Origin of the sequence: Streptomyces mirabilis (genome assembly GCF_018310535.1) — a bacterium.
In the GTDB taxonomy this organism is placed as follows: domain Bacteria; phylum Actinomycetota; class Actinomycetes; order Streptomycetales; family Streptomycetaceae; genus Streptomyces.
The window spans coordinates 2,757,478-2,782,339 of sequence record NZ_CP074102.1 but is presented as its reverse complement, the minus strand read 5'-3'; the positions used below and the strand labels follow the sequence as shown (position 1 = coordinate 2,782,339).

At 71.2% G+C, this 24,862-nt stretch carries 25 protein-coding genes; 14 read left to right on the top strand and 11 right to left on the bottom strand.

Translation table 11 applies throughout. The annotated features are described in order from the left end of the window. The first annotated feature begins 3 nt into the window (after positions 1 to 3). Positions 4 to 354 (top strand): DivIVA domain-containing protein, encoded by a 351-nt coding sequence (locus tag SMIR_RS12075; protein WP_101400503.1) that lies wholly within the window; start codon positions 4 to 6, stop codon positions 352 to 354. After that, complete coding sequence (locus tag SMIR_RS12070; protein WP_168495275.1) at positions 351 to 932, top strand: DNA-3-methyladenine glycosylase I; 582 nt, start codon at positions 351 to 353, stop codon at positions 930 to 932. The genes SMIR_RS12075 and SMIR_RS12070 overlap by 4 nt, the downstream gene beginning before the upstream one ends. Positions 933 to 1,013: 81 nt before the next feature. Here SMIR_RS12070 and chcB read toward each other — a convergent pair whose 3' ends face one another. Further along, positions 1,014 to 1,817: a 2-cyclohexenylcarbonyl CoA isomerase gene (chcB, locus tag SMIR_RS12065; RefSeq protein ID WP_212726982.1), complete on the bottom strand. Its 804-nt coding sequence runs from the start codon at positions 1,815 to 1,817 to the stop codon at positions 1,014 to 1,016. 375 nt (positions 1,818 to 2,192) lie between these two features. Here chcB and SMIR_RS12060 point away from each other — a divergent pair, with 375 nt between their 5' ends. After that, entirely contained in the window at positions 2,193 to 2,360 is a 168-nt protein-coding gene (locus SMIR_RS12060) for a DUF3117 domain-containing protein (protein WP_003966491.1), read from the top strand. A 144-nt stretch (positions 2,361 to 2,504) separates the two neighbouring features. Here SMIR_RS12060 and SMIR_RS12055 read toward each other — a convergent pair whose 3' ends face one another. Beyond that, complete coding sequence (locus SMIR_RS12055; RefSeq protein WP_054228219.1) at positions 2,505 to 3,029, bottom strand: O-methyltransferase; 525 nt, start codon at positions 3,027 to 3,029, stop codon at positions 2,505 to 2,507. Between the two features lie 414 nt (positions 3,030 to 3,443). On the opposite strand from SMIR_RS12055, the gene sigE reads away from it, so the two are divergent. From sigE to SMIR_RS12030, 5 genes are all read left to right on the top strand, one after another. After that, the gene (sigE, locus tag SMIR_RS12050; RefSeq protein WP_168495278.1) at positions 3,444 to 4,145 is read left to right on the top strand and encodes an RNA polymerase sigma factor SigE; all 702 of its coding nucleotides are present in this window, start codon (positions 3,444 to 3,446) and stop codon (positions 4,143 to 4,145) included. Beyond that, positions 4,142 to 5,122: an anti-sigma factor family protein gene (locus SMIR_RS12045; protein WP_212726981.1), complete on the top strand. Its 981-nt coding sequence runs from the start codon at positions 4,142 to 4,144 to the stop codon at positions 5,120 to 5,122. The genes sigE and SMIR_RS12045 overlap by 4 nt, the downstream gene beginning before the upstream one ends. Before the next feature lie 138 nt (positions 5,123 to 5,260). Further along, positions 5,261 to 7,075, top strand: coding sequence for a trypsin-like peptidase domain-containing protein (locus SMIR_RS12040; RefSeq protein WP_168495282.1), 1,815 nt, complete (start codon positions 5,261 to 5,263; stop codon positions 7,073 to 7,075). Between the two features lie 210 nt (positions 7,076 to 7,285). Then, positions 7,286 to 7,747, top strand: coding sequence for a sec-independent translocase (locus SMIR_RS12035; protein WP_101400508.1), 462 nt, complete (start codon positions 7,286 to 7,288; stop codon positions 7,745 to 7,747). A gap of 180 nt (positions 7,748 to 7,927) precedes the next feature. Next, a complete protein-coding gene (locus tag SMIR_RS12030; RefSeq protein WP_211118802.1) occupies positions 7,928 to 8,584 on the top strand; it encodes a hypothetical protein in 657 nt (218 codons plus the stop codon). A gap of 186 nt (positions 8,585 to 8,770) precedes the next feature. Here SMIR_RS12030 and SMIR_RS12025 read toward each other — a convergent pair whose 3' ends face one another. From SMIR_RS12025 to SMIR_RS12015, 3 genes are read right to left on the bottom strand one after another with little or no spacing between them, the layout of a single operon-like run. Beyond that, positions 8,771 to 9,904 carry an Mrp/NBP35 family ATP-binding protein gene (locus tag SMIR_RS12025; protein WP_075028788.1) on the bottom strand — a complete coding sequence of 378 codons (1,134 nt, stop codon included), beginning with the start codon at positions 9,902 to 9,904 and terminating at the stop codon, positions 8,771 to 8,773. Positions 9,905 to 9,947: 43 nt separating this feature from the next. Then, positions 9,948 to 10,532, bottom strand: coding sequence for a DUF1003 domain-containing protein (locus SMIR_RS12020; protein WP_168495287.1), 585 nt, complete (start codon positions 10,530 to 10,532; stop codon positions 9,948 to 9,950). Beyond that, positions 10,522 to 11,931 (bottom strand): magnesium transporter MgtE N-terminal domain-containing protein, encoded by a 1,410-nt coding sequence (locus tag SMIR_RS12015; RefSeq protein ID WP_168495289.1) that lies wholly within the window; start codon positions 11,929 to 11,931, stop codon positions 10,522 to 10,524. Before SMIR_RS12015 ends, SMIR_RS12020 begins: the two co-directional genes overlap by 11 nt. A gap of 365 nt (positions 11,932 to 12,296) precedes the next feature. Here SMIR_RS12015 and SMIR_RS12010 point away from each other — a divergent pair, with 365 nt between their 5' ends. After that, positions 12,297 to 13,004 carry a hypothetical protein gene (locus SMIR_RS12010; protein WP_211119066.1) on the top strand — a complete coding sequence of 236 codons (708 nt, stop codon included), beginning with the start codon at positions 12,297 to 12,299 and terminating at the stop codon, positions 13,002 to 13,004. A gap of 27 nt (positions 13,005 to 13,031) precedes the next feature. On the opposite strand, the gene SMIR_RS12005 is transcribed toward SMIR_RS12010, so the two are convergent. Beyond that, complete coding sequence (locus SMIR_RS12005; protein WP_212726980.1) at positions 13,032 to 13,577, bottom strand: hypothetical protein; 546 nt, start codon at positions 13,575 to 13,577, stop codon at positions 13,032 to 13,034. Positions 13,578 to 13,620: 43 nt separating this feature from the next. Beyond that, positions 13,621 to 14,733 carry a magnesium and cobalt transport protein CorA gene (locus tag SMIR_RS12000; protein ID WP_168495291.1) on the bottom strand — a complete coding sequence of 371 codons (1,113 nt, stop codon included), beginning with the start codon at positions 14,731 to 14,733 and terminating at the stop codon, positions 13,621 to 13,623. A 549-nt stretch (positions 14,734 to 15,282) separates the two neighbouring features. Here SMIR_RS12000 and SMIR_RS11995 point away from each other — a divergent pair. Beyond that, complete coding sequence (locus SMIR_RS11995; RefSeq protein ID WP_075028794.1) at positions 15,283 to 15,867, top strand: suppressor of fused domain protein; 585 nt, start codon at positions 15,283 to 15,285, stop codon at positions 15,865 to 15,867. Between the two features lie 62 nt (positions 15,868 to 15,929). Here SMIR_RS11995 and SMIR_RS11990 read toward each other — a convergent pair whose 3' ends face one another. Then, positions 15,930 to 17,183 (bottom strand): MFS transporter, encoded by a 1,254-nt coding sequence (locus tag SMIR_RS11990; RefSeq protein ID WP_168495293.1) that lies wholly within the window; start codon positions 17,181 to 17,183, stop codon positions 15,930 to 15,932. Between the two features lie 189 nt (positions 17,184 to 17,372). Between SMIR_RS11990 and SMIR_RS11985 the strand changes: the two genes are divergently transcribed. The 3 genes from SMIR_RS11985 (at position 17,373) to SMIR_RS11975 (ending at position 19,878) form a co-directional block, all read left to right on the top strand. Further along, a complete protein-coding gene (locus SMIR_RS11985) occupies positions 17,373 to 18,014 on the top strand; it encodes a DUF6758 family protein (protein ID WP_101400516.1) in 642 nt (213 codons plus the stop codon). A gap of 218 nt (positions 18,015 to 18,232) precedes the next feature. Continuing rightward, complete coding sequence (locus SMIR_RS11980; RefSeq protein WP_168495295.1) at positions 18,233 to 19,090, top strand: PHP domain-containing protein; 858 nt, start codon at positions 18,233 to 18,235, stop codon at positions 19,088 to 19,090. Between the two features lie 182 nt (positions 19,091 to 19,272). Beyond that, positions 19,273 to 19,878: a MarC family protein gene (locus SMIR_RS11975; RefSeq protein ID WP_075028797.1), complete on the top strand. Its 606-nt coding sequence runs from the start codon at positions 19,273 to 19,275 to the stop codon at positions 19,876 to 19,878. A gap of 121 nt (positions 19,879 to 19,999) precedes the next feature. On the opposite strand, the gene SMIR_RS11970 is transcribed toward SMIR_RS11975, so the two are convergent. After that, a complete protein-coding gene (locus SMIR_RS11970) occupies positions 20,000 to 20,152 on the bottom strand; it encodes a DUF8834 family protein (RefSeq protein WP_095852725.1) in 153 nt (50 codons plus the stop codon). Positions 20,153 to 20,369: 217 nt separating this feature from the next. Here SMIR_RS11970 and SMIR_RS11965 point away from each other — a divergent pair, with 217 nt between their 5' ends. Continuing rightward, positions 20,370 to 21,275 carry an NYN domain-containing protein gene (locus SMIR_RS11965; RefSeq protein WP_180294196.1) on the top strand — a complete coding sequence of 302 codons (906 nt, stop codon included), beginning with the start codon at positions 20,370 to 20,372 and terminating at the stop codon, positions 21,273 to 21,275. A gap of 22 nt (positions 21,276 to 21,297) precedes the next feature. Here the strand turns inward: SMIR_RS11965 and SMIR_RS11960 are convergent, their stop codons facing one another. Then, complete coding sequence (locus SMIR_RS11960; RefSeq protein ID WP_212726979.1) at positions 21,298 to 22,167, bottom strand: alpha/beta fold hydrolase; 870 nt, start codon at positions 22,165 to 22,167, stop codon at positions 21,298 to 21,300. A gap of 223 nt (positions 22,168 to 22,390) precedes the next feature. Continuing rightward, positions 22,391 to 24,826, bottom strand: a complete 2,436-nt coding sequence (locus tag SMIR_RS11955; protein WP_212726978.1) for a DEAD/DEAH box helicase — start codon at positions 24,824 to 24,826, stop codon at positions 22,391 to 22,393. Between the last annotated feature and the right edge of the window lie 36 nt (positions 24,827 to 24,862).

Genomic DNA, 24,862 nt, shown 5'->3' with positions numbered 1-24,862 from the left:
GCGATGTTCATGTTCTTGTTCCTGGTCGTCGCGCTCGCCGTCGTGGTCGCCGCGGTGACACTGTCCGTGGTGGGCGGCGGCGAGAGCGCCCCCCTTCCCGATGCCGAGCCCGATCGGCTGGTGGACCCGCTGCCCCAGGACCGGCCGGTGAACCGCGCGGACGTGGAGTCCGTGCGCTTCCCGCTCGCCGCCCGCGGCTACCGCATGGCGGACGTGGACGACGCCCTCGGCCGGCTCGGCGCCGAGCTCGCCGAGCGGGACGCCAGGATCGCCGACCTGGAGGCGGCGCTGGCCGGCGCCCGCGCCACCGCGACCACCTCGCTGCGCAAGCCGGCCGAGGGGGAGCAGCAGTGAGCGATGCGCTCGCCGGGCCCGACGGCGCGCTGCGCTGCCCCTGGGCCCTGTCCACCGAGGACTACGTCTCGTACCACGACAAGGAGTGGGGCCGCCCGGTCCACGGCGACGACGCGCTGTACGAGCGACTCTGCCTGGAGGCCTTCCAGTCGGGCCTGTCCTGGATCACGATCCTGCGCCGCCGGCCGGGTTTCCGGGCCGCCTTCGCCGACTTCGAGATCGCCTCGGTGGCCGCGTTCACGGACGACGACAAGGAGCGCCTCCTCGGTGACCCGGGCATCATCCGCAACCGCGCCAAGATCGAGGCGACCGTCGCCAACGCGCGCCTGCTGGCCGACTGGGCGCCGGGCGAGCTGGACGAGCTGATCTGGTCCTTCGCCCCGGACCCGGCCACCCGCCCGGCCCCGAAGCGGCTCGCCGACGTCCCGGCCGTCACCGACGAGTCGACGGCCCTCTCCAAGACCCTCAAGAAGCGCGGCATCCGCTTCGTGGGCCCGACCACGGCCTACGCGCTCATGCAGGCGTGCGGCCTGGTCAACGACCACCTGGCGGACTGCGCGGCCAGGAGCGCCCCCTAAGGGGCACGGGGAACCGCGCGACCAGCCACAGACGGCCCGCAGTTCCCGTACCGACCTCCGACCGCCGAATCCAGCGAAGCGTTACCGCCCCAAGTACTTCGGCTTCTCCTTGTTGACGAACGCCTGCACCGCGATCACATGGTCCTCGGACGCCCCGGCCCGCGCCTGCAGCTCGTCCTCCTTCTCCAGCGTCTCGTCCAGAGAATGAGTGAGCCCGTACGCGACGGCCTCCTTCAGCGCGGCGTACGCGACCGTCGGCCCCGCCGCCAGCGCTCGCGCCACCTTCTCCGCCTCGACGCGCAGCTCGGACGCCGGGACGAGCCGGTTGGCGATCCCCAGCTCGAAGGCCTCCTGCGCGGTGATGCTGCGCGGGAAGAGCAGCAGATCGGCGGCGCGGCCCGGTCCGATCACCCGCGGCAGGGTCCATGACATGCCCGAGTCGGCGGTCAGCGCGACCCTGGCGAAGGACGTGTTGAAGGCGGCGGTATCGGCGACGATCCGGTAGTCCGCGCAGAGGGCGAAGCCGAAGCCGGCTCCCGCGGCGACGCCGTTCACCGCGGCCACCACGGGCTTCGCGGCCCCGGTCAGGGCGCGCACGATCGGGTTGTAGTGCTCGCGCACGGTGCTCATCGTGTGCTGCGACCCCGACTCCTTGTCGGCGGCCAGCAGCCCGATGTGCTCCTTGAGGTCCTGCCCGACGCAGAACGCCCGGTCACCTGCGGCGGTGAGCAGGATCGCCCGTACGCCGCCGTCCGCCGCGGCGGCCCGGGCCGCGTCCCGGAGGGCGACCTTGGTCTCGGTGTTCATCGCGTTCATCGCCTCGGGGCGGTTCAGCGTGATGGTCGCGAGTCCGTCGCTCACCTCGTAGAGCACGGTGTCGGCCATGGTGGGTTCCCTCCGGTGTCGCGGCTCCGACGTACTGGTCGGTACGTCCTGGGTGCGAGGACAGCATGCAGGACAGCATGGCGGAGATCACGGTCCGGGGCGTGGACAGGACATGTGACCTGCGTCAAAGAATTCCGAGCCGTGGAAGTCGATGCAGCGGCGCAGTATCGCAGTCACATCGCCGAATTGAGTGGTTTTGCTCAAGCGCGTTGCGCAAGCGATGCCGACTGATGTTGGTCATCGGGTCCTGAGATGCGGGATAATGGCCTGGAAGCAATGTGTTCGATGCCGGTGACGTGTGTCCTATGAGGGGACGTGCGTGCCCTTCAAGGGGCCGTCGGCGACGATGAGCTGGTTTCAGGAAGGGGAACGAGCATGGCGGCCATGAAGCCGCGGACGGGCGATGGCCCGCTCGAGGTGACCAAGGAGGGGCGGGGCATCGTCATGCGCGTTCCGCTCGAAGGCGGCGGTCGGCTCGTCGTCGAGCTGACCCCTGACGAGGCCGACGCGCTCGGCGACGCCCTCAAGAAGGTCGTCGGCTGACGCGGAACGCGACCATACCTTTTCAACTGCCCCGGCACCGTATTCGGTGCCGGGGCAGTGGTTTTCCTGGGGTGCGGCAGCGGCGTACCCCTGTGTATCGACGCAGGTCAGACATTTGTTGCGGGCGCGAGACCGAGCGTGCGGTCAGCGCTTGACCCCGCACAGCAACCCGTCGCCCACCGGCAGCAGCGAGGGCACCAGGTCCTGACTCTCGCGCACCGCGCGCAGCAGTTCGCGCAACCGGCCGACCTCGGCGGGCTGCGGGCCCGATTCGACCGTGCGGCCGTCCGCGAAGACACCCTCGAAGACGACCAGCCCGCCCGGACGCAGCAGACGCAACGATTCAGCGAGGTAGTCCAGGCACTCCAGACGGTCGCCGTCGCAGAAGACGAGGTCGTAGCCGGCGTCCGCGAGCCGGGGCAGGACGTCCAGCGCGCGGCCGGGGATGAAGCGGGCGCGGTTGCTGGCGAAGCCGGCCGCGCGGAAGGCCTGGCGGGCGAACTGCTGGCGGTCCGGTTCCGGATCGACGGTGGTCAGTACCCCGTCCGGCCGCATGCCGTGCAGCAGATGAATTCCGGAGACGCCGGTCCCGGTACCGATCTCCGCCACCGCTTTCGCGTCCACGGTGGCGGCGAGCAACCGCAGCGCGGCGCCCGTGCCGGGCGACACCGGGCGCAGCCCTGCCTCGCGGGCCCGGTCGCGGGCCCAGCGCAGCGCTTCGTCCTCGGCGACAAAGGCGTCGGCGAACGCCCAGCTCGTCTGCCGGTTGCCGGTAATGACCCTCTCCCTGTCCCCGTGGTTGCCTGGGCGTGACTGTATCCGTTGGTGCCGGGAACCCGCAGATGGGACCAGGCGTTTAGAGGGGTGCGGAAACAGAGCGGGGGGAAGTCGATGGAACAGCGCGCGGAGCGGGGTGTGGAGCGGGGTGGCGATCACATGCTGACGCAGCCATATGAGCACGTATCAAATTCTCGTAAAACCGCTTATCCGGAGCTAACGGGCGAGGTGGCTATGGTAGGGGCTCCACTGGACACCACCAGAGCCGACAGGGGAGGTGCGGCTGCGCCTGTGGATCGGGGCGGGGTGCTGCGGCGCCTTCTCAGATCGGCGGGTGAGCCGAAATCCGTGACCGACATCGCTGACAAGTTCCATGCTGCTGCCCCGACGCAGACCGCGACGTTCACCACCGACGCGGAGTCGCAGGCGTGGACTCCGCCCACCTGGGAGGAGATCGTCAGCACGCACAGCGGCCGGGTCTACCGGCTCGCCTACCGCCTGACGGGCAACCAGCACGACGCCGAGGACCTCACACAGGAAGTCTTCGTCCGCGTCTTCCGCTCCCTGTCGACCTACACGCCCGGCACCTTCGAGGGCTGGCTGCACCGCATCACCACGAACCTCTTCCTCGACATGGTGCGCCGCAAGCAGCGCATCCGCTTCGACGCCCTCGGTGACGACGCGGCCGAGCGCCTGCCCAGCCGCGAGCCCTCCCCGCAGCAGGTCTTCAACGACGCGCACTTCGACGCGGACGTCCAGCAGGCGCTGGACACCCTCGCGCCCGAGTTCCGCGCCGCGGTCGTCCTCTGTGACATCGAGGGACTTTCGTACGAGGAGATCGCCGCGACCCTGGGCGTCAAGCTCGGTACGGTCCGCAGCCGGATCCACCGTGGCCGTTCGCAGCTGCGCAAGGCCCTCGCACACCGGTCTCCCGAGGCCCGTGCCGAGCGTCGCGGCTTCGCGATCACAGGAGTTCCCGCGCTGGGAGGAGGGGGCGCGACCGCGTGAGTGGATCCCGGCCCAACCCTACGGAGCGGCGTGTTGCCGACCAGCATCTTGGGGACCGACTGTCCGCCCTGGTGGACGGAGAGCTCGGTCATGAGTCGCGCGATCGCGTCCTGGCCCACCTCGTCACCTGCGCGAAGTGCAAGGCCGAGGCGGACGCCCAGCGCCGACTGAAGAACGTCTTCGCGGAAGTCGCCCCTCCGCCCCCCTCCGAGAGCTTCCTGGCCCGTCTCCAGGGACTTCCGGGGGGAGGTGACTTCGACGGCGGTGATGGCTCACCGTTCGGCGGGGGCGGATTCGGCGGAAGACTCCCCCCCGGCGCCCCGGTGACCGGCGTCTTCGGAGTGCGCGGAGAGCCCTTCGGGTACGTGCCCGCCGCGCCGCACGGCGACGTGCTGCCGCCCGACTCCGGGCGCGGTTTCCGGATCCATGACGTCAGCCGTCACGAGACCGACCGATCGGCCTCGCGCGGGCTGCGCTTCGCCTTCGCCGCCGCCGGCGCGGTGTCGCTGGCCGCGGTCGCGCTCGGCGGGGTGTCGACCGGAGTGCCGGCCGACACCACGGACGCGCGCGGCGGCTCCGGCGGCAGCAATGTGACGCCGGCGCGTACGCCGGGCTCGGGGCCCGCGACGGCTCCCGAGACACAGCGTCGCCGCTCCGACGGGCCGCTGCTCGCCCAGGGCGAGCGTTCGCTCGGCGTGGCGCCCGCGGTGCCCACCTCGGTGTCCGCACCCCTGCTCCCCGGAGTCCCCGCTCCGGTGACCCGGGCAGACGACGTCATGCACACGCTGACCACCCCCGTCGTGGCCGGTGCCGCCGTGATGTCCCCGCTCATACATCCGCTCACCGAGGCCCAGCCGATCGCGCAGACCTCCTGGTCGACGCCGCCCGGCCTCACGCCTCCGCGCCTGCTCGCCGCCCCCGCCGGCACCCCGTCCCCCTCTTCCTCCCCGAGCCCCTCCTCCCGTACCGCCCACTGACCGGCCCTCTGCGCCCCGGCCCCGGAACCTGGTTGAATCCAGGCTGGGCCGCGTCCGCCGGAGGGATTCCCGGGCGCGGAGTCGGCAATCTGCGGTGACCGTCGGCGTGTTGTGCCGCGGGCCAGGTGTGGGGAGAGCATGAACGAGGGGAAGCCCACGAAGGCGAAGTGGTGGAGTCGGCCCCGCCCGGTCCCTCCGGGGGTCGGCGCGGTGGGTCCGGTCGAGGGCATCTCCGGGGCAGAGACGGACCACAGGTCCGACGGGGACCACAGGCCTGAGGGCGACCGCAGGTCCGACGGGGACTACAGGTCCGACGGGGACTACGAGCTGGACCGGCCGTCGGTGGGCGCCGCCTCATCGGGCACGACTCTGTCGGGCGCCGCCCCGTCGAGCACGGTCTTGTCGGGCGACGCCCCCTCGGGGGCCGGCGCCGGGAGTGACAGCGACGGCGACTTCGAGCTGGAACGCCCTGCTCTGGCTCAGCAGGGCGGCGGGCCCGGTGCCGAAGAGGCCGGTGGGCCGTCCGGCGCGGCGCCCGCCGACCAGGCCCCGGTGGCCGCCGTACCGGCGCAGCAGGCCCCCGTCGACCGCCCCGGGCCCCTGCACGACCCCGACCCCTACAGCACCCCGCCGTACGGCGAGCCGGGCCCCTGGGCGCCCGCCCCGCCCGTCCAGCACCCGGCGGCCACCCCCGCTCACGGCACCGCCGTGCCCCCGGGCCCGCCCTCCGCCCCGTACCCGAGCAACCCCCACCCGGCTCCCACCCCGTGGCAGAACTACGATCCCTGGGCCGCCCCGGGACCGCTCCAGCAGAACGGGGCGGCTGTCGAGACGAAGACCCAGCGGCGTAAGCGGGCGAGGAAGGCGTTGGTCCTCGGGGCCGTCGCGCTCGCTGTCGTCTCCGGAGGCGTCGGGGGCGCCGTAGGGGCCTATCTGGAGCGCAACGGCGGGGTCGGTGACGTCACACTGCCGCAGGCCGCCAAGGAGGCGCCCGGGCGGGCCCCGGACAGCGTGGCCGGGATAGCGGCCCGCGCGCTGCCCAGCGTGGTCACCCTGCATGTGCGCGGCTCCAGCGAAGAGGACACCGGCACCGGGTTCGTGCTCGACACCCGGGGTCACATCCTCACCAACAACCACGTGGTCGAGCCGGCCGGCAGCGGCGGCGAGATAACCGTGACGTTCAGCGGCGGCGAGAGCGCCAAGGCCACCGTCGTCGGACACGACAGCGGCTACGACCTCGCCGTGGTCAAGGTGTCGGGAGTCCGTGGGCTCCGGCCCATGGCGCTGGGCAACTCCGACAGCGTCCAGGTGGGCGACCCCGTCGTCGCCATCGGCGCGCCCTTCGACCTCGCCAACACCGTCACCTCCGGGATCATCAGCGCCAAGGAGCGGCCCATCACGGCGGGCGGCGAGAAGGGCGACGGGAGCGACGTCTCGTACGTCGACGCGCTGCAGACCGACGCGCCCATCAACCCCGGCAACTCCGGCGGCCCCCTCCTCGACACGCGGGCCCGCGTCATCGGCATCAACAGCGCCATCCGCTCCGCCGACAACGGCACCGACCTCCAGGGCGGTCAGGCCGGTTCCATCGGGCTCGGCTTCGCCATCCCCGTCAACCAGGCCAAGCGTGTCGCCGAGGAGCTGATCAACACCGGCCGGGCGACCCACCCGGTGATCGGGGTCATGCTCGACATGAACTACACGGGCGACGGCGCCCGGGTCGGGACGAAGGGCGGCGGCGCGCCGGTCACCGCGGGCGGCCCCGGGGCCAAGGCGGGCATCAAGGCCGGCGACGTCATCACCGAGGTCGACGGACAGCGCGTCCACTCGGGCGAGGAGCTGATCGTGAAGACCCGCGCCCACCGTCCCGGCGACCGGCTGCGGCTGACCCTCCGACGGGGCGGCTCGCAGCGGACGGTCACTCTGGTCCTCGGCTCCGCGAACGGCGGCTGACCTCTTTCGACAGCAACTGACATGAACTTCACAGGAGGGACCCCAGGCCCGTGCTGAGCGGCGAACATCCGGGGAAACTCGTCGTGTACACGAACCCGGAAGGCCCGGGACAGTTCCGGACGGACGGGATCGACGGGTACCGTGGATCCCGGCCCGGACCACGGAAGAATCCCGAGGGCCGAGGACTGAGGACATCGCAAGGAGCTTCAGGTGTTCAATGACATAGGACCGCTCGAGCTGGTGACGCTCGTTGTCCTCGCCGTGCTCGTCTTCGGTCCGGAAAAGCTCCCGAAGATGATCCAGGACGTCACCCGCACCATCCGTAAGATCCGTGAGTTCTCGGAGAGCGCCAAGGCGGACATCCGCGAGGAACTCGGCCCGGAGTTCAAGGACTTCGAGTTCGAGGACCTCAACCCCAAGACGTTCATCCGCAAGCAGCTGGACAACGACGAGCTGGGGCTCAAGGAGATCCGCAACGGCTTCGACCTGAAGAAGGAGATGGCCGAGGTCACGGACGCGGTGCACAGCCGCGACACGGACTCCTCCTCGTCGTCCTCTTCGTCTTCCCCGTCCTCGTCCTCCGGTTCCTCCGGCGGTTCGATCGACATGACCAAGAAGCCCGAGAAGAGCGACCCGGACGAGCGCCCGCCCTTCGACGCGGACGCCACCTGAGTGGTGCCCGCAGGCGTGTGACTCGGCCTGAAAACGGCGCGTGCACGCCCTACGCGCCGGGTGCTTTCCCTGCTGCTCGGAGTGGTGTGGCTATGCTGCCCAGTTGTTGTGCGGACTGCTGAGGACGCCCGAGGGGGGCGGGCCGCCCGGTCCGACGAGAGCAAGGAGGCGTCCGGGCAGATGGAGACGACAAGTCGGGTAGGCGCGCAGGCGCCGGCCGCGGAAGGCGGACAGCAGCTCCCCTCCGCCCGCCGCACGGCCGAAGGCTACCTGCTGGCACCCTTTCCGTGGTACGGCCTTGACGAGGCCTTCACGGGGCCGCGCTGGCTGATGCAGGTCGGTACGTCGGCGGACGGTGCCGTCGAGCACGGTTCGATCGGGCACGGGGAAGAGCCCTCGGTGCGCAGCGAGTCCACGGAGGACAAGGAGCGGTTCGCGGTCGTGGTGACCGTCGCGGCCAGCCCCTCGCGTCGCAGCGCGGACGGTTCGGGGCTCCTCGAGGCCACGTCGGTGTCCTCGGCGGCCTGGCTGGCCGGTGTGGGGCTGCTGTCCTTCACCTGGCCCGGCCAGATGGACCACACCCGGCGGGACGACTGGCTGGACCAGCAGACCGAGACGGCGTGGGTCCTCGCGGACGACCTCGAAGGGCCCGACTGGTCCTCGCTCTCCCTCCCCGTGGACGGCGTCCCCACGCCGTTCCACTACCGCGAGTTGGAGTTCGGCTGGGTCCTCGCGGGTTCCACCCAGATGGGGGTCCATGTGGGGGCGTACGGCCGGGGGATGAGCGCGTACGGGCTGGGCTTCGCCATGATCAAGGACATCGCGGCGTACGCGTGACGGTGCCCTCCGGGACGGGAGGGGGACGGGAACGCGGGCCGAGGTAGGGCTGTGGCTCGTTCGGCGGCTGCGGGTCGTCTGTGGCTGGTCGCGCCATCGCGGCGGAGCCGTATATGTCACAGCCCCGCGCCCCTTCGGGGCGCTCCCCGGCGGAGCGCCCCTGGCTACGTGCTGCTGGGGAATGGGCTAGAACTTGTTCCTCGGGGTGATGCCCAGGGACATGCCGGACAGGCCGCGCTGGCGGCCGCCGAGCTTGCCCGCGATGGCGCGCAGGGCGGAGCCCGCGGGGGACTCCGGGTCGGTCAGGACGACCGGCTTGCCCTCGTCGCCGCCCTCGCGGAGGCGGACGTCGATCGGGATGGAGCCGAGGACGGGAACGCTCGCGCCGGTGGTGCGGGTCAGGCCGTCGGCGACCGTCTGGCCGCCGCCCGTGCCGAAGACGTCGACCATCTCGCCGCAGTGCGGGCACGGCAGGCCCGACATGTTCTCGACCACGCCCACGATCTTCTGGTGGGTCTGGACGGCGATGGAACCCGCGCGCTCGGCGACCTCGGCCGCCGCCTGCTGCGGGGTGGTGACGACCAGGATCTCCGCGTTCGGGACCAGCTGGGCCACCGAGATCGCGATGTCGCCCGTGCCCGGCGGGAGGTCGAGGAGCAGGACGTCCAGGTCGCCCCAGAAGACGTCCGCCAGGAACTGCTGGAGGGCGCGGTGGAGCATCGGGCCGCGCCAGACGACCGGTGCGTTGCCCGGGGTGAACATGCCGATGGAGATGACCTTCACGCCGTTCGCGGACGGCGGCATGATCATGTTCTCGACCTGGGTCGGACGGCCGTGCGCACCGAGCATGCGGGGCACCGAGTGGCCGTAGATGTCCGCGTCGACCACGCCGACCTTGAGGCCGTCGGCCGCCATCGCCGCCGCGAGGTTCACGGTCACCGAGGACTTGCCGACACCGCCCTTGCCCGAGGCGACCGCGTACACGCGCGTGAGTGAGCCGGGCTTGGCGAAGGGCACCTCGCGCTCGGTCTGGCCGCCGCGCAGCGCGGTCGCCAGCTCCTTGCGCTGCTCGTCGCTCATCACGTCCAGGGTCACGTCGACGCGGGTGACGCCCTCGACCGCCGAGACCGCCTCCGTCACGTTCTTCGTGATGGTCTCGCGCATCGGGCAGCCGGAGACGGTCAGATACACGGTGACCGCGACCGCGCCATCCGCACCGATCTCCACCGATTTGACCATCCCCAGCTCGGTGATGGGTCGCTGGATCTCGGGGTCGTTCACCGTCGCCAGTGCTTCGCGCACCGCGTCTTCCGTAGCCATAGGACGATGGTACGGCGCCCGGCCCCGGGCCCGGAAAGCCCCGTCAGCGGTCGTCTACGTCACGTCGCGACGGCCGTTCTGCCGGGAATACGACCCGGCCGTCGGAGCGGTGTTCCTCCAGCTCCCTGATCAGGTCCTCGAATTCGGAGCGGATCCAGTCGCGGGTGGCGACCTCGCCGAGGCCCATGCGCAGGGCGGCGATCTCGCGGGTGAGGTACTCGGTGTCCGCGATCGAGCGCTCGTTCTGCTTGCGGTCCTGTTCGAGGTTGACCCGGTCGCGGTCGTCCTGGCGGTTCTGCGCGAGGAGGATCAGCGGGGCGGCGTAGGAGGCCTGGAGCGAGAGCATCAGGGTCAGGAAGATGAACGGGTACGGGTCGAAGCGCAGATGGCGCGGTGCCGCGACGTTCCACACCAGCCACACGATGATGACGACCGTCATCCAGACGATGAACCGTCCGGTGCCGAGGAAACGCGCGATCCGCTCCGACAGCCGCCCGAAGGCCTCCGGGTCCCACTCGGGCACCAGCCGGCGGCGCGGCGGCATCGGCTGGTCGAGGCGGGTGCGGGGCCGGGTGGTGGCGGTCGCCCCGGTGGCGGCCCGTTCGCGGGTCTCGCGGTCAGGCCCCATCGCGCCCCCCTTCGTCCACGCCTTCGCGGTCGTCTTCCCGGTCGCCTTCCTCGTCGTCGCCCCGGTCGTCTTCGCGGTCGCCCTCGCGTTCGCCCGGGAGCCGCTCCTGAGGTTCGTCCAGACGCTCGTCCTGCGATTCGTCCTCGTTCAGATGGAACTCGGTCTCGCGCCAGTCCTCCGGCAGCATGTGGTCCAGTACGTCGTCCACGGTCACCGCGCCGAGCAGCGAGCCGCTCTCGTCGACGACGGGCGCGGCGACCATGTCGTACGTGGCGAAGAACCCGGCGACGACGGGCAGCGCCGCGTCCGGCGCGAGCGCCTGCAGATCGCCATCGAGGATCGAGCTGACCAGCGTGTACGGCGGGTCGCGCAGCAGCCGCTGGAAGTGCACCGTGCCCAGGTACTTGCCGGTCGGTGTCTCGTCCGGCGGGCGGCACACATACACCTGCGCGGCGAGCGCGGGGGACAGGTCGGGGTTGCGGACCCGGGCGAGTGCGTCGGCGACCGTGGCGTCGGGCCGCAGCACGATGGGCTCGGTCGTCATCAGACCGCCGGCGGTCCGCTCCTCGTACGACATCAGCCGTCGTACGTCGGCCGCGTCGTCGGGCCGCATCAGCGTCAGCAGCCGCTCCACGTCGTCCTCGGGCAGTTCGGCGAGCAGGTCGGCCGCGTCGTCGGGGTCCATCGCCTCCAGGACATCGGCGGCGCGCTCCTCCTTGAGCTTGCCCAGGATCTCGATCTGGTCGTCCTCGGGGAGCTCCTCCAGGACGTCGGCGAGGCGGTCGTCGTCCAGGGCGGCGGCCACCTCCCCGCGCCGTTTCGGCGACAGGTGGTGCAGGACATTGGCGAGGTCGGCCGCGCGCAGCTGCTCGAAGGTGGCGAGGAGGCTCTCGGCGCCCTGTCCGTGCTCCTCCAGCGAGAAGCCGGTGACGGCGGACCAGTCGACGGTCATCGTCTCGCCCTTGGTGCGCCGGAAGGTCCCGCTGCGGCCCTTGCGCACGAAGACGCGGCCGATCTCCCACTCCCGGCGGGCCGGCAGCTGCTGGACGGACACGTCGAGCACGGTCACCTCCTCGTCGGTCTCGACGATCCGGACCCGCCGGTCGAGCAGTTCACCGAAGACGAGCCGCTCGGTGGGCCGCTGTTCGAAGCGGCGCACGTTCAGGACTCCGGTGGTGATGACCTGGCCGGACTCGATGCCGATGACACGGGTCATGGGCAGGAAGATGCGCCGCCGGGTGGAGAGTTCCACGACCAGCCCGAGCAACCGGGGCGGGCGGCGCCCGACGCGGAGCATGGCGACCAGGTCCCGCACGCGGCCCACCTGGTCGCCGTTGGGGTCGAAGACGGCGACACCGGCGAGGTGCGAGACGAAGATCCGGGGGGCGCCTGCGGCCATGCCCGCGCCTCCTTCTTTCCGTGTTGCTCTTTCTTTCCGTGTTGCTCCGGACGCTTGCCGGCTTTCTCTGTACGGGCGTTTCGTCCCGACCTGTCCGCTCAGGTGGGCTTCAGGCTAGCCCGCCCCGGTCGGATACGCCCTGGTGAGCGGTCCGGACGGACTGGCTCCGCCGGGCACGCGCGGCACGGGTACGCTGCCGTACGCCGTTGGGGACACCCGGCACGGCCACCCCGGCATGGGCACCCGCACGGACACGCGCACCCAGACGCGCATGGACACCCGCATGGACACCCGTATGAAAGGCAGCCCTACCTGTGACTGCGATTTCCCAGGGCCGTACCCGCAGGGCCGCACTGGTGGGCGCGATGTGCGCACTGGTCGTGACGGGGACGGGGCTGACGGGATGCGGTGGTGAGGATCCGGACGCGGGCACGAACGGGGTGGGGAAGCTGTCCGCCACCGAGATCGAGTCGAAGACGCGCAAGGCCGCCACGTCCGCCGAGGCGGTGCGACTCGCCGGGACCGTGGTGTCGAACGGGCGCACGTACAAGCTCGACATGCGGCTGAAGTCCGACGGCGGCACCGGTTCCGTCACCTCGGAGGGGGCGAGCTTCCATCTGCTCCGGGTCGGCCGGCACCTCTTCCTCAAGGCCGACGCCGAGTTCTGGAACCACCAGGCCGGCAAGAGCGGTGCCACGTCCGCGGACACCGCGGCCGCCGACAAGCTCGACGGCAAGTTCGTGAAGGTCCCGAGCGGCGACCCGGCCTACAAGCGCTTCATCAGCTTCACGGACAAGGACGTCCTGCTCGACGGTCTGCTGACCCTGCACGGCTCCCTCGCCACGGACGGCCACCACGAGCAGTCCGGCGTCCGCACCATCCGCATCACCGGCGACAAGGGCGCGGGAGGCACCCTGGACGTCTCCCTGAAGGGAACCCCGTACCCGCTGCTCCTGGTCCGCGCGGGCGACGCGGGCACGCTCAGTCTCACCGACTGGGGCAAGAACTTCGCCCTCGCGGAACCCGCCAAGGACGAGACCGTGGACTACGGCAAGCAGCTGCCGACGTCGTAGCCCTGGGGCCTGTCCGGCGGACAGGCCCTAGCGGCGGCGTCCCCGCTTTTTGAAGAGCAGGCGCGGTACGGCGGCCGGGATCGGTTGCCGGGTGGTCGCCGGGGACGGGATCGGCGCGGCGGCCAGCGAGCCGTCCGGCAGCGGGAGTGTGCCCGCCCGGGGCTCCAGGCGCAGCACCCGGCACTCGCGGGCCCAGCGGGCCGGCATCTCCTCGCCGTCGGGCGCGTTCAGGCGCTTGCCCTTGAGCTCGGCGACCGTCGCCTCCCACGCGGGGGAGCCGGGCGCGAGTTCGACCACCTCCGCGGTCCACGCGACCAGCCGCCCGCCCTTGTCCTTGCTGCGGACGACGACGACCGCGTCGCCCCCGTCGACGAGCCCGGGCAACGGCTGCTCACCGGGCCCGTCGCCGACCAGACAGGCCCCGCCGTCGTGCCACACGTGCCACAGGGCCCGGGTGGGCGCCTCGGCGCCCGGCGCCTCGTGCGCCGGCACGCCGCCGCTCCGTACCCAGATCAGCCCGGACTTCTTCGTGGCCTCCTCGACGAGGGCCCGGTCGAGCAGCTGTTCCGTCATGGGCCCAGCCTATCCAGGGGCGCGCGGCGGCCGCCCGGTGCGATCAGAGCCAGCCGTTGCGCTTCAGGATCCGGTGGATCGACAGACACATCCCGACCGTGGCGCCCAGCACCAGCGGGTAGCCGAACTTCCAGTGCAGCTCCGGCATGTAGTCGAAGTTCATGCCGTACACGCCACAGACCATCGTCGGTACGGCGATGATCGCGGCCCAGGAAGTGATCTTGCGCATGTCCTCGTTCTGCGTCACGGACGCCTGCGCGAGGTTGGCCTGGAGGATGGAGTTGAGCAGTTCGTCGAAGCCGAGGACCTGTTCCTGGACGCGGGCGAGGTGGTCGGCGACGTCGCGGAAGTACTTCTGGATGTCCGGGTCGATCAGCCGCATCGGGCGCTCGCTCAGCAGCTGCATCGGGCGCAGCAGCGGGGAGACGGCCCGCTTGAACTCCAGCACTTCGCGCTTGAGTTGGTAGATGCGGCCGGCGTCCGTGCCGCGCGGAGTGCCCTTGCGGCCCGGCGAGAAGACCTCGGTCTCCACCTCGTCGATGTCGTCCTGCACGGCGTCCGCGACCGCGATGTACCCGTCGACGACGTGGTCCGCGATGGCGTGCAGCACGGCGGAGGGCCCCTTGGCGAGCAGCTCGGGGTCGTCCTGCAGCCGGTGCCGCAGCGCCCGCAGCGAGCCCTGCCCGCCGTGCCGGACGGTGATGAAGAAGTCCCGCCCGGTGAAGCACATGACCTCGCCGGTCTCCACGATCTCGCTGGTGGCGGTGAGTTCGTCGTGCTCGACGTAGTGGATGGTCTTGAAGACGGTGAACAGGGAGTCGTCGTAGCGCTCCAGCTTGGGCCGCTGGTGGGCCTGGACGGCGTCCTCGACGGCCAGCGGGTGCAGCCCGAACTCGCCCGCGATACCGGCGAATTCGGCCTCCGTGGGCTCGTGCAGGCCGATCCACACGAAGCCGCCGTCGCGGTGTACCAGCCGCATCGCCTCCTGGGGCGTCAGCGGCTCGGGGGTCCGGATGCGGGCACCGTCGCGGTAGACGGCGCAGTCGACCACGGCGGAGTTGGTCCCGGGGGCGCGGGTGTGGTCGTACGAGCCACTGTCCTTGCGCAGCGAGGGACGGGGACGGACCGCGGCACGCAGGTCACGAATCATCGACATGACGGGCTCCTTCGCAACGGAGGCGACCGACGACGGTTGAAACTACCCGGAATGGGGACGTCCTGACTGCGGATGTTTGGCACGTCCACAAAGCGGGGAGCACCGCACCGTCGCGGTGGCAGCTTCGCTACTGATTCAGATCAGACAGATCGGATGGATCAGGCGGAAACGAAGCGCTCTTCCGTGGTGCACCGGGACAACGCTGACACGTATGCACACGTTTGCAGGAGGAAGCAGCCGACAGAGCTACGGGAGCCGGGGAGCGGCTGGAACCAGCTACAGAACTTCAGCGACCGGAAGAGCGGGTGGTACTGCCAGGTCGACTTCGGTCCATTGCAGCCCCACCTCCTCCGGTCGGTCCCCCGTGAGGGACGATCCATCCCCCGTGGGGGAGCTGGCTCCCCCCGTGGGGAAGACAGTCAGTCTCAGTGCGTCGGAGCTTGAGAGCGACGCTTCTGCGTGCTGCCCCGACCAGCGGCCAAGACTATCAGCGCACTGAAGCGTCAAGCCGCCGCTTTGCCCGTTACTGACGAGTTCTATGCTCGGCTCATGGCTGATGTTCTTCCTTTGGTCGAGGCCCGGTTGCGCTCCGCGCTGGGCGAACCCGACGCCCGGGCCGCGGTCACCTTCCTCGGCACCGACCGCATCGAAGTGCTGCGCTTCACGGAGGGTGACGTCGTCCGCTACGCCACGCTCGGTATGTCCGCCCAGCCGATGGCGGACCCCACGGCGGTCCTCGCCGACCCGGTGAAGGGCCCGCGCGCGGAGCTGGTCCTGTCCGTCCGCCCCGGCGCCGCCGACACCGACAAGGTGCTCCGCCCGCTCGCCGTGCTCGCCGCGTCCCCGCAGGTCGAGGGGCTGATCGTGGCCCCCGGTGCCTCGCTCGACGTGGGCGGGGCGCTGTGGCCCGGCGCACCGTTCACCTCGGTTCTGGTCGCGGAGTCCGGTGGCCTGGTCGAGGACCTGGAGCTGGACGCGCCCGCCGATCCCGTACGGTTCCTGCCACTGCTCCCGATGACGCCGAACGAGGCCGCGTGGAAGCGCGTGCACGGCGCCGGGGCCCTTCAGGAACGCTGGCTGAACGGCGGAACGGACCTGCGCGATCCCTCGCGCAAGTCCGTTCCGCTGGATTGAGTACTTCTCGCCCGTCCTTTCCCGCCGACCTGAGAGCAGGTCGGTTTCCTGGCCGAAAACAGTCAGCCGGCGAACACGGTCACACTGTCCTCGGCGGCGTGCTTGGGCTGGAGTTCCTCGGCCTCGTGGGAGAGCGCGTTCCGCCGTACGTAGACCACGACCGCGCCGATCGCGGCGGTGATCGCGGCCACCACGAACGGGATGTGGATGTCGCTCCACTCCTCGATCTTCGGAGCGAAGTAGGGCGCGGCCGCGGCGGCGAACCACCGGACGAAGTTGTAGCCGGCGCTCGCCACCGGGCGAGGCGCGTCCGACACGCCGAGCGCCAGCTCGGTGTAGACGGTGTTGTTCACGCCGATGAAGGCGCCCGACAGGATCGTGCAGACCACGGCCGCGGTGTGGTTGCCGTACCCGAGCACGAGCACATCCGCGGCGAGCAGGACCAGGGAGCCGCCCAGCACCTTGAGCGAGCCGAACCGTGCCTGCATCCGCGGCGCCACGATCACCGAGAAGACGGCGAGCAGCAGGCCCCAGCAGAAGAACACGGCGCCCGACTTGTAGGGGGTCATGTTCAGCACGAACGGGGTGAAGGCCAGCACGGTGAAGAACGTGTAGTTGTAGAAGAACGCCGACACGGCCGCCGAGGCGAGGCCGCCGTGGCCGAGCGCCTTGATCGGGTCGAGCAGTGAGGTCTTCTTCGCGGGCCTCGGCTGCTCCTTCAGGAACGCCGTGATGCACAGGAAGCCGACCGCCATCAGGAACGCGGTGCCGAAGAAGGGGTAGCGCCAGCTGGCGTTGCCGAGCAGGGCGCCGAGCAGCGGCCCGCACGCCATGCCGAGGCCGAGCGCGGACTCGTAGAGCAGGATCGCCGCGGCGCTGCCGCCCGCCGCCGCTCCGACGATGACGGCGAGGGCGGTGGAGACGAACAGTGCGTTGCCCAGGCCCCAGCCGGCCCGGAAGCCGACGAGTTCGCCGACCGAGCCGGACGTGCCCGCGAGCCCCGCGAAGACCACGACGAGCGCGAGGCCGAGCAGCAGGGTCTTCTTGCCGCCGATGCGGCTGGAGACGAAGCCGGTCACCAGCATCGCGACCGCGGTGATCAGGAAGTACGAGGTGAAGAGCAGCGAGACCTGGCTCGGGGTGGCGTCCAGGCCCTTGGCGATGGAGGGCAGGATCGGGTCGACGAGCCCGATGCCCATGAAGGCGACGACGGACGCGCCGGCGGTCGCCCAGACGGCCTTCGGCTGCCGCAGGATGCTGCCCGCACCGGCGTCGAACGTGTCCCCCTCGGCGGGACCTCCCGTGTTGTTGATCATGCTCGCTCCTCGACTGCGTAGGGAGAGATCGGCGGCCATGGATCGTTGGCCAGATCGTTGGCGTATACACATAATAAGTTAGAAGGGCTAATTAATGCAAGCTGCATCTAGTTCCATCGGGTGACCGGCGCGCTCCGGACGGGTGATCGTCCTTGACGCGGCGAAAGACGGGGAGGACCGTTGGGCCCTATGAGGGGCGAACCCAGTTGCCCGAAGTGTGGTGGCCGGGTCAGGGCTCCCGGCCTCTTTGCCGACTCCTGGCAGTGCGATGTGCACGGGACCGTGTATCCGCTGCAGCCCGTGATCCCGCCCAGCGTCGAGGCCCTCGGTGTAGTGGTGCACCGTGCCCGGGTGCCGGTGTGGATGCCGTGGCCGCTGCCGGTCGGCTGGCTGTTCACCGGCGCGGCATTCGCCGGTGACGATCGAAGCGGAGGGCGCGCGACGGCCGTGGCCTGCTCGGGCCCCGGACCGCTCGGCGGCGTCGGTGAGCTGATCCTCGTCGCCGAGGAGCTCGGCGTCGGCCTCGGCGCGCGGTACGCGGGCATCGACGGACCCGACCCGGGGCCGTACATGAACGTCGAGAAACCACCTCAGGCGAAGGTCCTCGCGGCCGGTCGCCCGACCCCGCTCTGGCATGTGGCAGGCAGCCCCGACGACCGTGCCGTCTTCGCGGGCGAGGCGCTGGGGCTGTGGGTGTGGGCGGTGGTGTGGCCCGAGCAGACGGGGCTGCTGATGTACGACGAGCTGGTGCTGACGGATCTGCGGGATGCGGGGGCGGAGGTGGACCTGTTGCCGTGCGGGGCGTTGTCGCCGCGGATCCTGGAGCCCTAGTGCTCCGCTGTGGTGCGGGGTGCCTCGGGTGGTTGCGTGCGGGTTGTTCTGGGGCGGATGCGCAGCTCCCCGCGCCTCTGACGGGGCGTTGGAACCATGGCGCGCTCACAGGGTGAGCGTAGGGGGCGCTCGGCGGGTACGGGTGTGACGGAGGCGCTCAGGAATCCCGTTATCCTTGAGCGGTCCCGCCCATCCCGTCACCGCCTGGAGTCCGCGTCGTGCGCATCGATCTGCACACCCACTCCACCGCGTCCGACGGTACGGACACCCCCGCCGAGCTGGTGCGCAACGCCGGCGCTGCCGGTCTCGATGTCGTCGCGCTGACCGATCACGACACCAGCCGCGGATACGCTGAGGCGCTGGCCGCGCTGCCCGAGGGGCTCACCCTCGTCACGGGCGCCGAGCTCTCCTGCCGCCTCGACGGCGTCAGCATGCACATGCTGGCCTACCTCTTCGACCCCGAGGAGCCCGGGCTGCTCGCCGAACGCGAACTGGTGCGCGACGACCGCGTGCCGCGCGCCCGGGCCATGGTCGCCAAGCTCCAGGAGCTCGGCGTGCCGGTCACCTGGGAGCAGGTCGCGCGCATCGCGGGCGAGGGTTCCGTCGGGCGGCCGCACGTCGCCTCCGCCCTGGTCGAGCTGGGGGTCGTGGACAGCGTCTCCGACGCCTTCACGGAGAACTGGCTGGCCGACGGCGGGCGGGCCTACGTGCCCAAGCACGAGACCGACCCCTTCGAGGCGATCCGCCTCGTCAAGGCCGCGGGCGGCGTGACCGTCTTCGCGCACCCGGCCGCCGCCAAGCGCGGCCGGACCGTGCCGGAGTCCGCGATCGCCGACCTGGCCGCCGCCGGCCTCGACGGCATCGAGGTGGACCACATGGACCACGAGCCGGCCACCCGCGCCCGGCTGCGCGGCCTCGCCGCCGACCTGGGACTGCTCGCCACCGGGTCCAGCGACTACCACGGCAGCCGCAAGACCTGTGTGCTCGGGGAGTTCACGACCGACCCCGAGGTGTACGGCGAGATCACCCGGCGGGCGACCGGGGCGTTCCCCGTGCCGGGCACCGGCGGAGCCTGACGCCCGCCTTCACGCCCCAGGTTCCTCGAAGCGCCCGACAAGGCGCCCGACAAGGCGCCCGGCAAAGCGCCCGACGCAGGCCGTCGTGTGCCTCCGTTCCGCCCGGCGGAACGCCTTTCCCCAGCGGTGGCGGCTGACCTCGCCGCGCCGATCTCCCCACCTTCGCAAGGCCTTATTCACTCATGTTCGACGTCGCCGTCTTCGGCTCCCTCTTCCTCACCCTCTTCGTCATCATGGATCCCCCCGGGATCACCCCGATCTTCCTCGCGCTCACCGCGGGACGCCCCGCCAAGGTGCAGAAGCGGATGGCCCTCCAGGCCGTCTGCGTGGCCGGCGGAGTGATCGCCGTCTTCGGCCTCCTCGGCCACCAGATCCTCGACTACCTGCATGTGTCCGTGCCCGCGCTGATGATCGCGGGCGGGCTGCTGCTCCTTCTGATCGCCCTCGACCTGCTGACCGGCAAGACCGACGAGCCCAAGCAGACCAAGGACGTCAACGTCGCCCTCGTACCGCTCGGCATGCCGCTGCTCGCGGGCCCCGGCGCGATCGTGTCGGTGATCCTCGCGGTCCAGAAGGCCGACACCGTCGCCACGCAGGTGTCCGTGTGGGCCGCGATCCTCGCCATCCATGTCGTCCTGTGGCTGGTCATGCGCTACTCGCTGCTGATCATCCGTGTCATCAAGGACGGCGGTGTCGTGCTGGTGACCCGGCTCGCGGGCATGATGCTGTCCGCGATCGCCGTGCAGCAGATCATCAATGGGATCACCCAGGTGATCCGGGCGAGCTGACCGTGAGCCTGTGAGAACGCGCAAAGCCCCGTACGGCATCGTGCCGTACGGGGCTTTGAAATCTGAAGGCGTCCGCCCGGAGGTGAACTGCTCCGTGACTGCTTCGAACTGCTCTGAAATGTTATGAAGCGGACGATTCGGCCGGGCGGATCCACAGTCGCTGCCCGATGGCGGCGGCCTGCTGAACGATCCGGTTGACGGAGGCGGCGTCTACAACGGTGGTGTCCACGGGCGTGCCGTCGACATCGTCGAGTCGCATGATTTCGAAGCGCATGGGCTTCTCCCTTCGTCTGGTCATCCTCCTGAGGAGAACTACTGGTGTGTGGTGCGCGAGGCGTCGGTGCTCCCGCTTCCGTTCGTATTCAACGGGATGCGTGTTACAAACATTCCCTACGCTAAGGAAATTTTTCGAGAACCTAATTACTGTCGGGTAAGAAGTCTGAAGGAGACTGAACGGGACCGGTTGTGTTCGCAGCGTGACCGCCGGGACAATGGAGGTGATGAACGACGACCACGCGGCGCTCGGCGCCCGCATCGACCGCACGAACGAGCTGCTCCAGCGCATGCTCGCCGAGGTGGCGAAGACGCCCTCGACCCATGCGATCTTCGTCGACGCCGGATACCTGTACGCGGCCGCGGGGCGGCTCGTCGCCGGGACCGAGGACCGCCGCGCCTTCGACCTCGACGCCGAAGGCCTCATCGAGGCGCTCATCGACAGGGCCCGCACCATCTTCGCCGACAGCAGGCTGCTGCGCGTCTACTGGTACGACGGCGCGCGCCGTCGTATTCACACCGCGGAACAGCAGTCGATCGCCGAACTCCCGGACGTCAAGGTCCGGTTGGGCAACCTCAACGCCAACAACCAGCAAAAGGGCGTCGATTCCCTCATCCGCTCCGACCTGGAGTCCCTCGCCCGGCACCGCGCCATCAGCGACGCCGCGCTGCTCGGCGGCGACGAGGACCTGGTGTCGGCGGTCGAGGCGGCGCAGGGGTACGGGGCGCGGGTCCACCTCTGGGGCATCGAGGCGCCCGAGGGCCGCAATCAGGCCGAGCCGCTGCTGTGGGAGGTCGACAGCCAGCGCACGTTCGACCTCGAATTCTTCAAGCCGTACGTGTCCCGGCGCACCTCCGCGACCTACGACCCGACGGCCGCGAGCCGGCCCACCCGCGAGGACGTGCGGTTCGTGGGCGCCCAGATCGCCGCGAAGTGGCTGGCCGCGCGGGGGCGCGAGGCGCTGGTGGAGCTGCTGCCCGGCCACCCCTACCTGCCCGGCTCGGTCGACCAGGATCTGCTGGTCGAGGCCGAGGGGCTGCTGCAGTACTCCCTGCGGGGCCAGGCGGACCTGCGCCGCGCGCTGCGGGACGGCTTCTGGGAGCACTTGCAGGCGCAGTACTAGCTCCTGCCGGTCCGCCCCCCGGTTACCGGTCCGTGTGGTCCCAGAACTTGGCGAGGGCGAGGGCCGTCTGCTCGGGCTGGTCCGTGTTCGGGGAGTGCTCGGCTCCGCGTACGACCGTGCGCCGGGCCTTGAGGCGTACGGCCATGTCGTCCAGGAGCGGCACCGGCCAGGTGTCGTCGAACGCTCCGGACAGCACATGCTTGGGCAGGCGTACGGCGGCCAGCTCGGCGACGCGGTCGGGCTCCGTGCACAGCTGACGGCCCGTCGCGATCAGCTGGGCCGGCCGGGTGGCCAGCCAGCGGCGCCGCAGGTCCTCACGGTCGTCCAGCCCACCGTCGAGACCACCGGTGTCGGTCTCCTCCGGCGGTTCCATCGCCTGGATGGCGTCCCACACCTGGGCCATGTCCATCACGGCGAGGGCGTCCCGGAGCAGTTTGACGCGCTGCTGCTGGGAGGTGGAGATCTGGGCGGGGCCCGAGGCCATGAGGGTGAGTGAGGCGAAGGGGGCCGGGTCGAGGAGGACGGCGGCGCGGGCGACCAGTCCGCCGAGGGAGTGGCCGACGAGGTGCACGGGGGTGTCGAGTGCTGCCGCCTGCGCGAGCACGTCCTTCGCCAACTCGGCCTGCGCGTAGGCCGATTCGTCGTGCTCGGGACCGTCGCTCTCGTACTGCCCGCGGCCGTCCACGGCGACGGTACGGTACCCACGCGCCGCGAGCGGCTCGTGCAGCGCGATGAAGTCCTCCTTGCTGCCGGTGAAACCCGGCAGCAGCAGCACGGTTCCCTTCAGCTGCGCCCGCGGCGCGGCGTCGAGCGCGGCGAACTCGCCGCGGGCGGTGCGGAGACGGTAGGCACGGACACCGGCGGGCGGCGCGAAGGAGGGGGGCCTGCTCATGCCCCGAGGTTATCGGGCGGGGCTGCGCCCCGGATCCCCCGCCCGCCCGTAGTTGTCCAACTGACGGCCGATAGGGCCACCGGGGCACAGCCCCGTGCCTCAGGGGCGCGGGGGACTGCGCGACCAGCCCCCACCGGCCCGCAGGCAACAAACACACCCGGGGGGTGGGAGAACGCCGATGGCCCGGCCCACCGCATGTGGGACCGGGCCATCGGGCTGAGGATCAGCTCTCCGCGGGCTCCGCGGCAGCCGCCGCCTTGCGCGTACGCCGACGGGGCGTTGCCGCCTCCGGCGCCGCGTCCGCGGCGACCGCGGACTCCACGACCTTGCGCGTACGACGACGCGGCTTGGCCTCCGGCTCGTCAACGGCGGCCGACTGGGCGGGAATCGCCGCCTCGACGGTCTCCGCGACGGCCTTGCGCGTGCGGCGACGGACGGGCTTGGCCGCCACCGCCTCGGCGCTGTCCACGGCCGCTTCGGCGGGCGCCTCGGCCGTGGCCTTGGCCCGCGTACGCCGCGGCTTGGTGGCGGGTACCTCCGCCGCGGCCTCGACCGCGTCCACCACGGCCACCGCCGCCTTGCGCGTACGCCGCGGCTTGGCGACCGGCGCCTCGGCGACACCCTCCGCCGTGTCGACCGCGACCTCCGCGGGCTCCGCGGCCTTGCGGGTACGGCGCCGCGGCTTGGCCTCCGGGGCCTCGACGACGGCGGCGGCGGTCTGCGCCGGAATCTCGGCCTCGACGGTCGCGACGGTGTCGACGGTCTCCGCGACGGCCTTGCGCGTGCGGCGACGGACGGGCTTGGCCGCCACCGCCTCGGCGCTGTCCACGGCCGCTTCGGCGGGCGCCTCGGCCGTGGCCTTGGCCCGCGTACGCCGCGGCTTGGTGGCGGGGGCTTCCGGCGCGGCCTCGACCACGCCCTCGGCCGTGTCGACGACGGCTTCGGCGGCCTTGCGGGTCCGGCGACGAACCGGCTTGGCCGGAGCCTCCGCGACGGCCTCGGCGACGGCTTCCACGACGGGCGCGGATTCCGCGACCACGGCCACGGTCTCGACCGGGGCGGGAGCGGCCTCCGCCGTCTTACGGGTCCGCCGGCGACGCGGCTTCGCGACCGCGTCCTCCGGCGTGGCCTCGATCGCACCCTCGGCCGTGGAGACCGCGGTCTCCGCGGTCTGAGGGGCCTCGCTCACCGACGGCTCGGAGACCGTGGCGGCAGCCGCCACCGTCTCCGCCGTACCCCCGGCGCGCGTACGGCGACGGCGGCGCGGGGTGCGGGGCTCGGTGGCCTCCGCGTCGGCGGGCTCGGTGGTCGCCTCCGGAGTCGGCGTCGTGGACGTCTCCTCCAGCGCGGCACCGTTGCGCGTACGGCGACGGCGGCGGGGCGTGCGCGCCGGGCGCTCACGCTCGCGCTCCACGGGCGCTGGCGCCGACGAACGGCCACCGCGGCCGCGCGGACCGCCACGCCCGCCGGTCTCGCCGAGGTCCTCGACCTCTTCGGCCGCGAGGCCGGCGCGGGTGCGCTCGGAACGCGGCAGGACACCCTTGGTGCCTGCCGGGATGTTCAGTTCCTCGAAGAGGTGCGGGGACGTGGAGTACGTCTCCGGCGGGTTGCTGAAGCCGAGGTCCAGCGCCTTGTTGATGAGCTGCCAGCGCGGGATGTCGTCCCAGTCGACGAGGGTGATCGCGATGCCCTTTGCGCCCGCGCGGCCCGTACGGCCGATGCGGTGCAGGTACGTCTTCTCGTCCTCGGGGGACTGGTAGTTGATGACGTGGGTGACACCCTCGACGTCGATGCCGCGGGCGGCGACGTCGGTGCAGACGAGGACGTCGACCTTGCCGTTGCGGAACGCGCGCAGGGCCTGCTCGCGGGCGCCCTGGCCGAGGTCGCCGTGGACCGCGCCGGAGGCGAAGCCGCGCTGCTGGAGCTGGTCGGCGAGGTCCGCCGCCGTCCGCTTGGTGCGGCAGAACACCATCGCGAGCCCGCGGCCGTCGGCCTGCAGTATGCGTGCGACCAGCTCGGGCTTGTCCATGTTGTGCGCGCGGTAGATGAACTGCGCGGTGTTGCGGACCGTCGCGCCCTCGTCGTCCGGCGCCGTGGCGCGGATGTGCGTGGGCTGCGACATGTAGCGACGCGCGAGACCGATGACCGCACCCGGCATGGTCGCCGAGAACAGCATGGTCTGACGGCGGGCCGGCAGCATGTTCATGATCTTCTCGACGTCGGGCAGGAAGCCCAGGTCGAGCATCTCGTCGGCCTCGTCGAGGACGAGCGCCTTGATGTGCTTGAGGTTGAGCTTCTTCTGGCCCGCGAGGTCCAGCAGTCGGCCCGGGGTGCCGACGATGACGTCGACGCCCTTCTTGAGGGCCTCGACCTGCGGCTCGTACGCCCGGCCGCCGTAGATGGCGAGAACGCGTACGTTGCGGACCTTGCCGGCGGTCAGCAGGTCGTTGGTCACCTGGGTGCACAGCTCGCGCGTCGGGACGACGACGAGGGCCTGCGGGGCGTCGGTGAGCTGCTCGGGCTGGGCCCGGCCCGCCTCGACGTCCGCGGGGACGGTGACACGCTCGAGGAGCGGAAGGCCGAAGCCCAGCGTCTTGCCGGTGCCGGTCTTGGCCTGGCCGATGACGTCGGAGCCCGAAAGGGCTACGGGGAGCGTCATCTCCTGGATGGGGAAGGGGGTGATGATGCCGACGGC

Excerpts from the sequence above, each read along its gene's own strand:
- SMIR_RS11970 (WP_095852725.1), bottom strand. The coding sequence starts at position 20,152 with ATGCGCTTCGAAATCATGCGACTCGACGATGTCGACGGCACGCCCGTG.
- SMIR_RS12030 (WP_211118802.1), top strand. The coding sequence starts at position 7,928 with ATGGAGACGACAAGTCGGGTAGGCGCGCAGGCGCCGGCCGCGGAAGGC.
- SMIR_RS12040 (WP_168495282.1), top strand. The coding sequence starts at position 5,261 with ATGAACGAGGGGAAGCCCACGAAGGCGAAGTGGTGGAGTCGGCCCCGC.
- SMIR_RS12015 (WP_168495289.1), bottom strand. The coding sequence starts at position 11,931 with ATGGCCGCAGGCGCCCCCCGGATCTTCGTCTCGCACCTCGCCGGTGTC.
- SMIR_RS12060 (WP_003966491.1), top strand. The coding sequence starts at position 2,193 with ATGGCGGCCATGAAGCCGCGGACGGGCGATGGCCCGCTCGAGGTGACC.
- SMIR_RS12025 (WP_075028788.1), bottom strand. The coding sequence starts at position 9,904 with ATGGCTACGGAAGACGCGGTGCGCGAAGCACTGGCGACGGTGAACGAC.
- SMIR_RS11990 (WP_168495293.1), bottom strand. The coding sequence starts at position 17,183 with ATGATCAACAACACGGGAGGTCCCGCCGAGGGGGACACGTTCGACGCC.
- SMIR_RS12010 (WP_211119066.1), top strand. The coding sequence starts at position 12,297 with ATGTGCGCACTGGTCGTGACGGGGACGGGGCTGACGGGATGCGGTGGT.
- SMIR_RS11960 (WP_212726979.1), bottom strand. The coding sequence starts at position 22,167 with ATGAGCAGGCCCCCCTCCTTCGCGCCGCCCGCCGGTGTCCGTGCCTAC.
- SMIR_RS12075 (WP_101400503.1), top strand. The coding sequence starts at position 4 with ATGTTCATGTTCTTGTTCCTGGTCGTCGCGCTCGCCGTCGTGGTCGCC.
- SMIR_RS12005 (WP_212726980.1), bottom strand. The coding sequence starts at position 13,577 with ATGACGGAACAGCTGCTCGACCGGGCCCTCGTCGAGGAGGCCACGAAG.
- SMIR_RS11985 (WP_101400516.1), top strand. The coding sequence starts at position 17,373 with ATGAGGGGCGAACCCAGTTGCCCGAAGTGTGGTGGCCGGGTCAGGGCT.
- chcB (WP_212726982.1), bottom strand. The coding sequence starts at position 1,817 with ATGGCCGACACCGTGCTCTACGAGGTGAGCGACGGACTCGCGACCATC.
- SMIR_RS11965 (WP_180294196.1), top strand. The coding sequence starts at position 20,370 with ATGGAGGTGATGAACGACGACCACGCGGCGCTCGGCGCCCGCATCGAC.
- SMIR_RS12000 (WP_168495291.1), bottom strand. The coding sequence starts at position 14,733 with ATGTCGATGATTCGTGACCTGCGTGCCGCGGTCCGTCCCCGTCCCTCG.
- SMIR_RS11995 (WP_075028794.1), top strand. The coding sequence starts at position 15,283 with ATGGCTGATGTTCTTCCTTTGGTCGAGGCCCGGTTGCGCTCCGCGCTG.
- SMIR_RS11955 (WP_212726978.1), bottom strand. The coding sequence starts at position 24,826 with ATGACGCTCCCCGTAGCCCTTTCGGGCTCCGACGTCATCGGCCAGGCC.
- SMIR_RS12020 (WP_168495287.1), bottom strand. The coding sequence starts at position 10,532 with ATGGGGCCTGACCGCGAGACCCGCGAACGGGCCGCCACCGGGGCGACC.
- SMIR_RS11975 (WP_075028797.1), top strand. The coding sequence starts at position 19,273 with ATGTTCGACGTCGCCGTCTTCGGCTCCCTCTTCCTCACCCTCTTCGTC.